Here is a 13,865-nt window from a genome sequence, read left to right on the forward strand (position 1 = left end):
TCATAAGCACCCGTCTTTCCGCTCCAAACCGCTCTGATATGACATTGGAATGACGATATGGCGGCTGGAAGACACGCGCTCTACCAAGCATGAAACAGAGTTACGTGGGGCAGCATCAACGTGTTGCAAAATTTCACAACGACGGAGCATTGTCTAATAAAACGACAAGAGTTGCAAATTGGCAACGATCAGCAAAAATTGCTGCAGTAGCGAAGGTGTCCCCACCCTTTTTCATCCGCCCAGCCGCTTCAGGCCGCTTCGCGCCTTTCGGGGGCAATCTCGGCAGAAAGAAACCAGCGGTCTTCCCCTTCGATGCCCAGCGCGGTCAACCGGCCAGTGGCATATGCGCCGGTATCAATGCCGATGCGGTTGGGCAGAATATCGGGCTCTTCCGTGATGGTGTGCCCATGCACAACCATATGGCCATGCCATTGGTCATGCTGCAAAAATTCCTGACGGATCCAGCGCAGATCGGATCGGCTCTGCTCCTCGATCGGCACGCCGGGTCGGATGCCGGCATGGACGAAAAGATAATCGCCTATCACGATCCGGTCTTCCATCGCGTTGAAGAACGCCACGTGTTCTGCTGGCACCAGCTCGGCCATGCGTTCGCTCAGGTCTTCCAGCGTGGATCGGCTGTATTCCTCGGGCTTCAGGCCATAGCTGAACAGCGTTTCCTTGCCGCCATGGCGCAGGAAATGGCGCAGCGCTTCTTCGCTCTGCATGCTGACAAGCAGCATTTCTTCGTGATTGCCCGCCAGCACGCGGACCTTGCCGGTCTGTACAAGCTGCATCACGCGATCCACAACCGCGCGGCTATCGGGTCCCCGATCTATCAGGTCGCCCAGCAGGATGAGCGTCGTCTCTGCCGGGCCACGGCTGGCATCGTCGTCCTCGATCCGCTGCAGCAGCAGATCAAGCAGGTCCAGCCGTCCGTGAATGTCCCCTACGGCATATACGCGCTGCCCATCGGGCGCACGGACGATCACAGCGGGCGCTTCTGCCGGAATTTCCGCACTAGAAGTGAACAGGGAACGCAGTTTGTTTAACATGATGCCTCGTACCGGCGCGATATGGGGCCAAGTTGCACGCGATGCAACAACCGCCGCCTTTCTGGCTGGTTCCGCGCGAATACCTATCGCAGATAGAAATCGATGGTCGTTACCACCCGCACCTTCTTGTAAGGGCTGTCCGAAACGCCCCAGCCGCCGCCATCGCCATCGCGCGCCGTAATTTCGAAATAGCCCTGGCTGGCAGTCTTGATTCCATCCACCGATGCGCCGCTATCGCGGGCAAACTGCTCTGCGGCTGATCGCGCATCCTTGGTGGCAGCGGCCACCATTTCGGGCTTGATCGCGTTCAGCTTGGTGAAGGTATAGGCCATGCCCGATCCTTCCTCCAGCATCACACCGCGCCGGACGAGGTCGAACTGCCGCTTTACCGCCTTTTGCGCACGGTCCACATCTGTGGTGCGCAATGTCATGCGCTGGCGCACGGTAAAGCTGATCACGCCGTTGTTGTTGAAGCTTTGCACATTCACACCGGTTGGCTGCAGCGCTTCTGCCGGAAAGCCCAACTCACCAAAGAACGTGCGGATGGATTGGCTGTCGCGATCAACACTGGCCTGCGCGCTGGCCATATCGGGTGCGGTGGCGGAATAGGCCAGCGTCCACGTGGCAAGGTCTGCCGTTACTTCGCGCTCTGCCAGCCCGCGCACGGTAACCGATCGGTCCGCCACTTTGGCACGGCGGAACCCATCGCCGATGAACCAACTGCCGATCACCAGCCCCACGGTCAGGATCACGGCAGGCAGCAGCGCTCTTCCGCCCTGCGGAACAAAACGCCTCATGCCGCCTTGGGTCTGGTCATCATTATCCCTATCTTCGGCCTGCATCGTGATCTCCCATGCACCGCGCATTTTAGCGGTGCGCCAAGGTGTGCAATTCTATCGATGAACCGTTTTTGAACGAAGAGGTTCCTGCCGTGACGAAGTTTCTCCATACCATGATCCGGGTGACCGACCCGGATGCGACCATCGCATTTTTCGAACTGGTGGGCCTGAAAGAGGTGCGCCGTTTTTCCAGCGAGCAGGGCCGCTTCACACTGATCTTCCTTGCCGCTCCCGGTCAGGAAGGCGTGGCCGAAGTGGAATTGACCTACAACTGGCCACCCGAAGATGGCTCGCCTGCCGAAGTGTACACCGGCGGGCGCAATTTCGGCCACTTGGCCTATCGCGTCGATAACATCTACGAAACGTGCCAGCGCATCATCGACGCAGGGCACATCGTCCACCGCCCCCCGCGCGATGGCCACATGGCCTTCGTCAAATCACCCGATGGCATCTCGGTCGAACTGTTGCAGGATGGCCATCTGCCGCCGCAAGAACCGTGGGCGAGCATGGCGAACACCGGCAACTGGTAGGACAGTACAGCCCCTAAACAGTCCTGCCCTTAAACGCAGTAGCGGCGTCTGGAGCGATCCAGGCGCCGTTTTTGCGTTTTCGGCAGCCTGAATGCTGGTCACTTGTCAAAAAAGGGTGTTGCGGGTTTGTAAAAGGGCGTTGACTCCATATTGCCCTGCAGCATTATCAATCCCGGACGGGCGTCATGGAATGGCCAAAAGGCCGCGCCCGTTGAAGGGGTAATGTCAAGCACGTGAACACCGCTGCGCCAGCGTGGCGGGGCCGGAGACGCTTCTGTCTTCTGGCGACGGAGAAGTCATGCCTTTTCCAGCCGGATCGCTTTGCGCGGCAATCCGGGCATGCTGCATTGCAGCAAATTGGCCAGCGCCACTGACTGTGGGAGAGCAATGCCACGGGAGGGCGGGAACGCCAGAAGCACCAACAGGGGGTTGATCCACTATGAGAAAAGACATCCGGGTCCGGTCACGCGCCATGAGAATCCTGGCAGCCACTACCATCCTCTCCACCACGGCCCTGCCGCTTGCAGTGCGTGCTGCTGAAGAACCGCAGGAAGCCATGGCCCCCGCCGCAGAGCCGCAGGCCGGTGAAGACCAAGGCCTTGGCGAAATCGTGGTCACCGCCACGCGCACGGCCACTTCGATCCAGAAGGTGCCGATCTCGATGCAGGCTTTGAGCGCGGACATGCTCGGCCAGCGTCAGGTCAAGGGCTTGACGGATTTCGCCGCGCTTTTGCCGTCGGTTACCTTTGCCGGCATCGGCCCGGGCCGCAATACGCCCTATTTCCGCGGCATTGTGCCAGCAGGCGGTGCGCGTGAATCGGTGGGCTACTACATCGACGATATTCCGATCACCGGCACCGGCCTGCCCGATATTCAGGCCTATGACCTTGAACGCATCGAGGCCCTGTCTGGCCCACAAGGCACGCTCTATGGCGCAGGTTCATTGGCTGGCACGATCCGCTTCATCACGCAAAAGCCCAAAACCGACAAGTTCGAGTTCGGTTATGATGCCGAAGTGAACAAGTACGGCAAGGGCGATTTCGGCGGCCAGTACCAAAGCTTTATCAACGTGCCGATCACCGATACGCTGGCGGTGCGCGCGATGGGCTTTTACCGCAAGGATGGCGGCTACATCGACAACACGCCCAACAACGGCCGGTTCAACGATGGGCGCCCGTCCACGCTCACGCTGGGTGACAACAACCCGCTCACCACCTTCACGCTCGACAATTCCGATTTGGCGCAGGATGATTACAACACGGTCGAAGGTTACGGTGGCCGCCTGCAAGTGCTATGGCAGCCCTTTGACGGCTGGGAGATATCACCCCAGATCACTGCACAAAAACAGATTGTCGATGGCTATTTCGGGTACGACAAGCGCGTAGGCGATCTTCAGGTCCATGACTACGACAAGACCAGTCAGGACGACAAGTTCTACCAGGCCGCGCTCAGCATTCACGGCCACATTGGTGACTGGGACATCGTTTCGGCAACCGGCTACTATCAGCGCCAGACCAAGCTGCTCAACGACTACACGTATTATACCGTCACGTATGACGGTTTTGGCGCAGGTTATGAAAGCTACCTGCAGTTCTTCGATAGAGGCGGCTGCACCGGTTCGGGCGCGGCGCAAAAATGCACCAACTTCCTGAACCCGACGCAGTTCTACAGCGGCCTGCGCAATGAAAAGAAGTTCACGCAGGAGCTTCGTCTGTCGACGCCCAAATCGTGGCCGTTTGATGTCACCATCGGTGGCTTCCTCCACCACCAGACGAACGAATCCAATAACGACTACGGCATCCATGGTCTCGCCAACATCGTAGGCTATACACAGGGCGGCGGCGGCGACGTTCCGGGCGGATTGCTGGGCGTTCCGGCTCGCTACGCCATAGACTTCGACGATGACGGCAACCCGTTTTTCGACACCGAGAACGTGATCAATGCCGCAGGCAATCCTCTGGGGACGATGATCTTGGGCTCTCCGGCGGTCAAGCGCGATGCATTCTACCTGACTGAGCAGACCAACCACTGGAAAGACTACGCAGTATTCGCCGAAGGGCACTACGACATCACTCCCGAACTCAAGCTGACCGGTGGTATTCGCTACTTTTGGACGCGTTATGACGTGACCGGGTTTGCTGGTGTTGCAGCATCAGCCCAGAATGCGCCATCGATCTTCCTGCCCACTCCCGGGGTTGAAGGGTGCCCGCTTCCACTTCCTGCGGAACGGCTGCAATGCCGTAACATCAACCGGCTCGATCCACAGAGCATTGGCCGGTATCGCGAAGATGGCCAAACGCACAAGGTTGCGCTCAACTGGCAATTCCAGCCCGATAAAATGATTTACGCCAACTACTCCACCGGCTTCCGTCCTGGTGGTTACAACCGCCCACTGCGCATCCGCGCAACCGAAACCCTACCCAGCGTGATCGTTGCGGCACCGCCGTTCAAGTCTGAAGAACTGACGAACTTCGAACTTGGCTTCAAGGGCACGTGGAACAACATCTTCCGATTCAACGCCGCAATCTATTTGGAAAAGTGGAACAATATCCAGTACGGCGTGGTCGTCGCCGGTGCGCAGGGTGCGGGCTATACCGGCAATGCGGGCAAGGCAGAGGTCAAAGGTATCGAATACGATGCTGACCTGAAGCTGGGCCAGATCACCATTTCCAGCTCGGGCGCATTCAACGATGGCAAGCTGAAGGAAGATTTCTGCAACTTCGTGGCTGATCGCACCAACGAAACCATTGCTCAGCTCGCCACGTGCGCAGTGGGTACGCCCGTTCCTAACACCAATGGCCAAACCCCGTCGGTTGCAGCAGCCAAGGGCACCCGCCTGCCACGCCAGCCCAAGTTCAAAGGCACCACGTCAGTGCGCTATGACGGCGATTGGGGCGATGCGCGGTTCTATGTTCAGGGTGCTGCGCTGTACCAGACCGGAGCCACGCAGGACCTTAACGTCGATCAGAACGCACTGTTCGGCAACACTGCGGGCTTTGTCAGCTTCGACTTTTCCGCAGGCGTGAGGAAAGAGAACTGGACGCTCGACCTGTTTATCCAGAACGCTTTCGACAAGCGCGGCGAGCTGACCAAGAACACGTTCTGCTCGATCGATTTCTGCTCGGGTTCGGCTCGTACATTCATCATCAAGCCGCAATTTTTCGGCATCCGCTGGGGCCAGCGCTACTGAGTTTATCCTGCGAGTACCTACTGGCCTCCACGGGAAACCGTGGGGGCCATTTTTTGTGGGGCACCGATTTGATCTCAAAATCCCTGCTCCCCCGCGCAGGCGGGGGCCTCGGTGGTGTTACTGAAGGGTAGTGTAAACCGCCTGAGCCCCCCGCCTTCCCGGGGGCGCCGTCGAAAGCTGGTGTGGGGATAACTTCACCCCGCAGGCGCGTCCGGATAACTTTCCAGCACCAGCCCCAGCGCTTCCTTCAGCGGCCCCAGCCACGGCTCATAAGGCTTCCACGCCTCCAGCCCATCCTTGAAGATCGGCTGGCGCACCTGTTCGGAACTCGCGGTGCGCACCGCGCGGTCATTGTTGTAGAATTCAAGGCAGGCCGGTTCAAACGGCAGGCCCAGATAATCCAGCACGCCCCGCACTTCGGCTTCGGTATCGGCGACCATCCGTTCATAGATCACGCGATGCACGGTGCCCGGCATCTGTGCATCCCATGCGGCCATCATCCCCGCGTAGTCGCGGTAATACTGCCCGATATCGGCCAGATCATAAGTGAACGTCTGCCCGCGCGCGAAGTGCTGTTTCCAGCCCGAAAAGCAGCACGATAGCGGGTGCCGCCGCGCGTCCACGATCTTGGCATTGGGCAGGATCAGGTGGATCAGGCCCACGTGCTGCCAATTGTTGGGCATCTTGTCTATGAACAGCGGCCTGTCAGTCTGCCGATGCACGCGCGTACGTTCGATATATTCCTCGCCCAGCCGCGTGCGATCAGCGGGTGAAAGCGCCGCGATCATGCTGCGGAAATCGGGAAATTCGCCCTCGTCCACACGCGATTGCAGCCGTGCGGCGATCATCATCATCTCGGGCAGTTCCATCGTGCCTTCGATGGCCGAATGGCTGGCCAGAATCTGCTCTACCAGCGTGGAGCCCGAACGCGGCAGGCCCACCACGAAGATCGGATCCGGGGCAGGGCACCCGCCATCCCCCATCTGCGCGATGAAGGCCGCTGTAAACGTCGCTTGGGCAGCCTCCACTTCAGCGGAAAACGCACCCGCTTCATGCCGGATCATCGTGCGGCGCAGGGCATTGCCCTTGGCATAATGCGCAAAAGAAGCTTCATGGCGCTTGGCATCCTCCAGCGCCTTGCCCAGCGAGAAGTGCAGGTGGAACACGTCCTCGCGGCGCGCCTCGTCCTCAGGATCGAGCGTGGCCAGCGCCGCTTCCATCGCGGCGATGTCGTCCGGCCCCAGCTTTACGGTCTTCAGATTGGCAAGGCTCCACCACGCTTCCCCCATCGTGGCCTGCCGCGAAACGGCGGCGCGATAGGCCTCGACTGCTTCGGCCTGTTCGCCCAGCGTTTTCAGGACGTGGCCCAGATTTTGCCAGACTTGCGCCTCGTCAGGTTTCTCAGCCAGCAATTCCCGGTAAAGCCCCGCCGCGCGCTCCTGATGCCCCAGCCGCACCAACACTGATGCCAGGATCAGCTTGTGCCCCGGTGAAGGGATCGGCGATTGCACCAGCATTTCAGCATGCGCCAGCGCCTCGGGCAGACGGTTGGTCTGCAACAGCAACCGGATCAGGAAATCGCGCGCCAGATCAAAACCGGGGGCCAGCGCGACGGCCTTTTCCACCCGCTCTAGCGCGGGCGTCATCTCCCCGCGCCGCCAAGCGATCTCGCCATAGAGCCGCAGGGCAGGGGCATCATCGGCGTGTCGGACCAGCCGCGCGGCCAGCATGGCCTCCGCCGCGTCCAGATTGCCCTCGTTCACCGCAACCGCCGCCTGCAGCAATTCCTTGTCGCGCGATGAGGCATGGACGCCGGAAAGATCGGCCCGCCAGGCATCCTGTTCCCGCTTTGCCTTGCGCAATTGTCGCGCCAGCAGGAACCAGCCCGAAGCCACCATCGGCTGCATCTGCGTCAGCGCTTCAAGCGCGGCAATCGCGCGCGGCGTATCACCCAACTCGCTGGCAACTTGGGCCAATTCCCACAACACGGCGGGCACGCGCCCTCCGCTGCGGGCAAGTCCATCCAGCTTGCTCAGTGCCTGCCGCCCCTTGCCCATGCGCCGCAAGGCTCGCGCTGCCAGAAACTCTGCCGGAGGGAAGGCCGGTGCCACCCGCAACATCGCCTCGGCCTTGCCCAGCGCCAGATGCGGCTGCTTGTCCAGCAACGCTTCGGCCTCGGCCAAGGCCTGTGGCGGGATGGGACTGCGGACCTGCTGGATCATGGCCAAAGCCTAGTCCCGGGCCTACGCAAATTGTGTACGTTAAAAGACGCAGGCCAATCGGCGTTGCTATCCGATCAATGCAGCTTCAATTTCGGGCGTACGATCTGGTTCACATGCCCCAGCATGATCAGACCAACCCCGCGCCACCATCCGTGGATGGCGATCAGATGCATGCGATAGAGCGAGACATAGACCGTCCGCGCAATCCAGCCGTCCACGCGCATCCGGCCGCCCACCAGATTGCCCATCAGGCTGCCCACGGTGGAAAAGCGGCTGAGCGAAACCAGCGAGCCGTGATCCTGATAGACGAAATCTTTCAGAGGCTTGCCCTCTTGCGCGCGGACCAGATTGGCAAAGATCAGGCTGGCCATTTGATGCGCCGATTGCGCGCGCGGCGGGATCGGCTGTTCTCGGCCCGGCAACATGCACGATGCGCAATCGCCCAGAGCGTAGATGCGGTCATCGGTCACAGTCTGCAGCGTGGGCCGCACCACGATCTTGTTGCCGCGCGCCAGCTCCAGATCGCTCATTGTCGTGATTTCGTCCGCGCCCTTTACGCCTGCCGCCCACACGATCAAATCGGCCTCGATCACCGCACCGCTGCCAGTGTGGACCGCGCGATCTTCCAGCCGCGTCACTTGCGTGTTGTCGAGCACATGGACGCCCAGATTTTCCAGCTCCTGCTTGGCCTTCATCGCCAGCGTCTCATCCAGCGCGGGCAGAATGCGCGGGCCTGCTTCGATTAGCGAGACCTGCAGCTTGGTTTCGTCAAACACCTCCAGCCCATAATGGCGCAAGGCTTTGGCCGCATTGTAAAGTTCGGCCGCCAGTTCCACCCCGGTCGCCCCACCGCCGACAATGCTCACCCGCACGCAGGCATCGGCATCGCCAGTCTGGTGCGCATGATTGGTGCGCAGGCAGGCGTTCAGCAGCTTTTGGCGGAACCGGTCTGCCTGTGGCCGGTCTTCCAGAAACATCGCATGTTCGCGCACACCCGGCACGCCGAAATCGTTGGAAATGCCGCCGATGGCCAGCACCAGATAGTCATAGCGGATGGTATGGCGGCCAATAACTTCCTCGCCATGTTCATCATGCAAAGGCGCAGTGGTGATAGTGCGGGCGGTGCGATCGATGCTTTCGATGCTGCCGTTGAAAAAGCGATAGCCCCAGCGCACTGCATGCCCGCCATAGCCCACCTCGTCCAGATTGGCGTCGAGCGATCCGGCGGCCACTTCATGCAGCAGTGGCTTCCAGATGTGCGTCAGATTGCGGTCGATCAGGATGATGTCGTGCTGCTTGCGCCCAAACTTTGCGCCCAGCTTGCGCACCAGTTCCAGCCCGCCGGCACCGCCGCCCACCACCACAATCTGTGTCTTTTGCTGCGCCAACGACTTCCCCTGTTGGTAACCGCGTTTGCCTTAGCTAGCATGCTGCCTTCTGATTGGCGAAATCAATCTGGCCGTTTGTGCGAAGTATTGCCTCTGTTGTGGCAGTTGCGGGTTACAATTCAGCGCAAAGTTCCTGCGCTGCGAAAACATCTGCCCGCGTTTTCAACTGTTTGCGCACGGCAATCCACCCGGTTGCCTGCGCTACGGCAAAGCTTACGCCATAGAGATTGCGGCGTTGCTCCACGCCGGGAATAGGGCGGGGATAGCCCGATGCTATGACCATGCGCCAATTTGCATTGGGGTCTGAGCGGGCGGTGAGTGTCCCGCGCGGCAGGTCCCAGTCCAGCCCCACGCCCAGCACGTGTGGCAGGCACCCCGGCCAGCACGGCACACCCTCTGTCTCGAATGCCGCCACGATCAGCGCGCCCTGCTCTGCCGCTTCTTGCGCCAGTGCGGCAAAGACAGCGGCGTGGGCCGGGTTGGTGGTGCCAAGGCTGAGGTTGATCAGATCGCAGCGCGCTTCCAGTGCCTGCCGGATGCCGGTTGCCAGCGCGCGGGCCGATGCGCGCAAGCCCTCGCGGAATACGCGGATCGGCAGAATATCAGCTTCGGGCGCAAGTTCCTGAATCGCCGCTGTCACCGCCGTGCCATGGCCCAGCTTGTCGAGGCTTTCGGCAGGATCGCGCAGCACCGTGCCATCGGCCAGCACGGATAGCCCCGGCAAGAGCCGCGGGGCATGGATATGCGGGTGAGTGGGATGAACCCCGCTGTCGATCACCGCAATCCGCTTAGGCATTGGGCGTTTAACCATGGGCAGAAACCTGCGGGTCGATCCGCGCGCGCCCATGCTCCAGCCGGATCACATGATCGGCCATATCGGCAAGCGCTGGCTTGTGCGTGATCACGATCAGCGTGGCATGGGGCAGGGCCGTGCGCAGGCCTTTGGCGACCAGTTGCTCGGTCGCCTCGTCCAGCGCGGCGGTCGGCTCGTCAAGGATCAGCACATCGGGCCGGCGCAGCAGCGCGCGGGCGATGGCGATGCGGTGTCGCTCGCCCGCAGACAGCGCCAGGCCACGCTCTCCGGTGCGGGTGGCATAGCCTTCGGGCAGGCGCGTAATCAGCCCATCCAGCCCCGCCGCGCTGGCGGCTGCCGCAATGGTCGCGTCCGTCGCCTCTGGCTGCGCAAAGGCGATATTTTGCGCGATGCTGGCGTTGAACAGAAACGGTGCCTGATCCACCAGCAGCACCCGCGCGCGCAGATCAACGAGCGATAGTTCGCGCAGATCCACGCCATCAATGGTCACGCGGCCCTCCACCGGATCAAGGAAGCGCACGAGCAGATCGGCCAGCGTCGATTTGCCCGCGCCCGATGGCCCGATGATCGCGGTCAGCGAGCCCGCCGGGATGGTCAGGCTTGCGCCTTGCAGGACCGGTTCGCGCCCGTGATGCATCGTCACGTTTTCCAGCCGTATCTCGCGCGTTACGACCGGCAGCGGCCAAGGAGCCGTGGCTTCAACCACCTCGGGCGCAGTATCGAACAGCTCGAAAATCCGCGCCAATGCCACGCGCGCCATCGCAAGGCTGGCGGTCAGCCCCATCAGCGCCTGAACCGGGGCCAGCAGCCGCCCGTGATAGGTGATGAACGCCACCAGCGCGCCGATGGTCATCGTGCCATCGATGATCTGCTTGCCGCCATAGAGGATAACCGCCGCGCTCGATGCGGTCACGATCGTGCCGGGCAAGGCGCCGGTCAGGAACGAGACGGTCTGCATCTTGAGCATCGTCGCCACGAACCCGCCATTGGCCTTGCCGAAACGCTCTGCCTCATGCGCCTCGGCCCCCAGTGCATTGACCGTGCGCATGCCGATGATCGTATCGGCCAGCAGGCTGCCGATGTCCGCCCCGCTTTCGCGCATCTGGCGGGTCAGGTCGGTCATCTTGCGCTGGAAATGCAAAAAGCTGCCCACCGCCAGCGGCACCAGCACCGTGCCGACCAGAAACAGCTTCCAGTCCAGCCAGAGCATCATCGCCACGGAGCCTGTAAAGAACAGCACATTGCTCAGCACCGAAAGCAGCGTATCGCCCGCCACGCGCTGCACATCGGACACGTCGCTGTTCAGCCGCGACATCAGATCGCCCAGCCGGAAGTTGCCGTAAAAGCGCGGGGACAGCCGCTGTAGATGGCGCAACAGGCCCACCCGCATGTCGAACAGCATTTGCGCGGAAAGCCCGACATAGCGGTAGGAGACGAGCGCATTGACCGCAAAGCCACCCACCGTTGCGCCCACCATCAGCGCGGCGATCTTTACCAGCATGTCCCAGTCGCGCTTCATCAGCGCTTCGTCGATCATCAGCTTGGAAATCCACGGCTGCGCCAGCGTCAGCCCCGTGGCGACAAGGCTGCCGAGCAGGACCAGCACCAGACGCGGGGCATAGGGCCGCAGCCACGGCCACAACCGTGCGTATGTGCTCCAGGGCGCAATCTTGGAGGGCGGGTTCAAGCCGCTTGTCCGCGCCGGATCAGATCGAAGCCGTGCAGGGCAAAGCGCGGTTCGGGCAAGCGGCTGAGCAGCGCAGTGGTGCGGTCATAGCCTTCACGCGCCGCCGCATATTGTTCGTGCCACCAGCGACCCGCACCGCCATTGGCATAGAACGGCAAGGACAGTTGCAAATGCCGCCGCAGCGAGGCCAGCAGTAGCGAGTGGTAATGCGTGGCAAGCAGGGCAGGTTCCTCGCCACGGGCCAGTGCGGCGATCACGCCTGCTGCCAAGATTCCTTCGCGCGCGGCCTGCGCGGTGCCATCGCCGCAGATCGGATCAAAGGCGATGGCTGCTGTGCCGCAAGCCAGCCAGCCATCCCCGGCCAGCTTCGCCAACATGCGCGGGCTGGTGTCGAACTGGCCACCCGAAGGCTCAAGTGCATTAATCAATGGGCCGATCAGCGGCGCGTTCTGCGCCAACATTTCCGGTGCGCCACCGACGGCCAGCAACCACGCCTGCCCGAACCCATCGGGGATCAGGAACAGCCAGCCGGCATCCAAGGCCTCGATCCAGCAGGTGGCGGGCGTGACATCGCTCTTCAGAGTGACACGGGCCGTCGACGAAAGGCGCTCACCGAAGCGCAGCGTTTCCCCCTGCGGGAACGGTGGCATTGCGTGGACCGAAAAACTACCATTGAAATCATTGGAATGTTGGATTTTGTGGTTTGCTTTCAACGTGTTTCCCTGGGGAAACAAATCAAGAACATCGCTCAGGTCGTCCTCTGAAATAACCACCGCTCCATGCGGCATTTCCACCGCTTCCGGGCTGCCCCAACGCACCACGCGCCGGTCGATCCTTGGCTTGTCGTCAAACAGCACAGGATTGTCGAATACGTCACGCAACAAAGCCAGTGCCGGATCGCTCAACATGATCACCGGCACTGAACGGCGAAGGCCGGGTTCACGTGTGAACGCAAACCCGGCCCGTTGCATCAGGTGTGCAGCCGTAGCCACCGCGACACCCTGCCCCCTCAACTGAATTGCTGGCGCGCTCACTGGGTGATGATCATCCCCGCGCCCGTGGTGTCGTTGCCCAGATCGATGGTCTTGATGTGCTGCAACGTCTGCGCATCATACATCTCGATGTCATAGCTGGCGCCATAGATGTACAGCATCTTGCCATCGCCCGACATGCCGAACTGGAAGCGCGTGCGGCAGGGGAATTCGGCCTTGTTCTTGACCAGATTAGTGGTGAGATCGAGATGCCAGAATTCACAGCGCTTGTTGCCGACCTTCTCCTGCGTGACGACGGTCCAGCCTTCCTTCATGTCCTTTGACACTTGCAGGCCAGCCATCCCGCCACCCACCGGAGCGGGGCCAATCGGGCGGAAATCAAACGCCTTGGTCGCCAGATTGAAGCGGCCCACGCCATAGACCTTGTTGCGGATATAGGGGTCTTGCGCCGTGAACATCGAGACGTACTCAGCCGGGTTGCGCAGCGTTTCCACCCCGCCGCTGAAGCTGACGCCTTCAATGCCGGTGGCTTCGGGCTTGGACACTTCAAGCCGTTCTTTCACGCTCAGGCTACCGGTATCCACCACGAGCACCTTGTCGCGGATCAGGAACATCGTCGACCCATCAAGCGACATCATGTAATTGCCGCGCCCGGCCCCGGCCCGGACGTCCTCTTCCGGCACATTGGCGGTGCGCACTACGGCCTTCTTGGTCAAATCGATCACGCCGAACATTTGCGGACTGACCGTCCAACGGTCCTGCAATTTCTCGAACTTCTGCATCATCGTATAGAAGTACTTGCCCGAAGGATCGGGCACGCCGCCATTGAAGCGATAGCGCACAGTCGGCGTGTTCAGGCTGAACGAATTGGTGACCTTCTTGGTTGCCGTGTCGATCACCTCGATCCCGCTGGTGGTGATCGTGGTGACGTAGATCTTCTTCTGATCGTTCGAGATGCGCATCGACGTGGGCAGGCCCGAAGCCAGCGTCAGCCGGTCTTTCACCGCACCGGTTGCCTCATCCAGCACCAGCATCTTGTCGGGGTAGGAGCCCATGAACAGCGTGGAGGCCTGCGCCGGGGCGATCCCGACAACGCAAGCAGCTATAGCAAGACCGAGTTTCTTCATGGGGCGGGTCTTCCGGTGGTGATG

10 protein-coding genes are annotated in these 13,865 nt (G+C 61.2%); 2 read left to right on the forward strand and 8 right to left on the reverse strand.

The window, feature by feature from the left end; all coding sequences use genetic code 11:
* Positions 1–248: 248 nt before the first annotated feature.
* A complete protein-coding gene (locus AC2A1F_RS00705) occupies positions 249–1,052 on the reverse strand; it encodes a metallophosphoesterase family protein (protein ID WP_484206864.1) in 804 nt (267 codons plus the stop codon).
* 83 nt (positions 1,053–1,135) lie between these two features.
* Positions 1,136–1,849: an SIMPL domain-containing protein gene (locus AC2A1F_RS00710; protein WP_484206865.1), complete on the reverse strand. Its 714-nt coding sequence runs from the start codon at positions 1,847–1,849 to the stop codon at positions 1,136–1,138.
* Between the two features lie 134 nt (positions 1,850–1,983).
* Here AC2A1F_RS00710 and AC2A1F_RS00715 point away from each other — a divergent pair, with 134 nt between their 5' ends.
* Together AC2A1F_RS00715 and AC2A1F_RS00720 are read left to right on the forward strand one after the other, a co-directional pair.
* Positions 1,984–2,421, forward strand: a complete 438-nt coding sequence (locus AC2A1F_RS00715) for a VOC family protein (RefSeq protein WP_484206866.1) — start codon at positions 1,984–1,986, stop codon at positions 2,419–2,421.
* Positions 2,422–2,893: 472 nt separating this feature from the next.
* On the forward strand, positions 2,894–5,611 hold the full coding sequence (locus AC2A1F_RS00720) for a TonB-dependent receptor (protein ID WP_484206867.1): 2,718 nt from the start codon (positions 2,894–2,896) through the stop codon (positions 5,609–5,611).
* Positions 5,612–5,805: 194 nt separating this feature from the next.
* Here the strand turns inward: AC2A1F_RS00720 and AC2A1F_RS00725 are convergent, their stop codons facing one another.
* From AC2A1F_RS00725 to AC2A1F_RS00750, 6 genes are all read right to left on the reverse strand, one after another.
* A complete protein-coding gene (locus AC2A1F_RS00725; protein WP_484206868.1) occupies positions 5,806–7,833 on the reverse strand; it encodes a tetratricopeptide repeat-containing sulfotransferase family protein in 2,028 nt (675 codons plus the stop codon).
* A gap of 74 nt (positions 7,834–7,907) precedes the next feature.
* Positions 7,908–9,221 carry an NAD(P)/FAD-dependent oxidoreductase gene (locus AC2A1F_RS00730; protein WP_484206869.1) on the reverse strand — a complete coding sequence of 438 codons (1,314 nt, stop codon included), beginning with the start codon at positions 9,219–9,221 and terminating at the stop codon, positions 7,908–7,910.
* A 112-nt stretch (positions 9,222–9,333) separates the two neighbouring features.
* Positions 9,334–10,017, reverse strand: coding sequence for a S8/S53 family peptidase (locus AC2A1F_RS00735; RefSeq protein ID WP_484206870.1), 684 nt, complete (start codon positions 10,015–10,017; stop codon positions 9,334–9,336).
* Between the two features lie 7 nt (positions 10,018–10,024).
* On the reverse strand, positions 10,025–11,722 hold the full coding sequence (locus tag AC2A1F_RS00740) for an ABC transporter ATP-binding protein (RefSeq protein WP_484206871.1): 1,698 nt from the start codon (positions 11,720–11,722) through the stop codon (positions 10,025–10,027).
* Positions 11,719–12,714 (reverse strand): NAD(P)/FAD-dependent oxidoreductase, encoded by a 996-nt coding sequence (locus AC2A1F_RS00745; protein WP_484206872.1) that lies wholly within the window; start codon positions 12,712–12,714, stop codon positions 11,719–11,721. Before AC2A1F_RS00745 ends, AC2A1F_RS00740 begins: the two co-directional genes overlap by 4 nt.
* A 38-nt stretch (positions 12,715–12,752) precedes the next feature.
* A complete protein-coding gene (locus tag AC2A1F_RS00750) occupies positions 12,753–13,841 on the reverse strand; it encodes a YncE family protein (RefSeq protein ID WP_484206873.1) in 1,089 nt (362 codons plus the stop codon).
* Positions 13,842–13,865: the final 24 nt, after the last annotated feature.

This window comes from Novosphingobium sp. HNCC26BN242 (assembly GCF_057180525.1).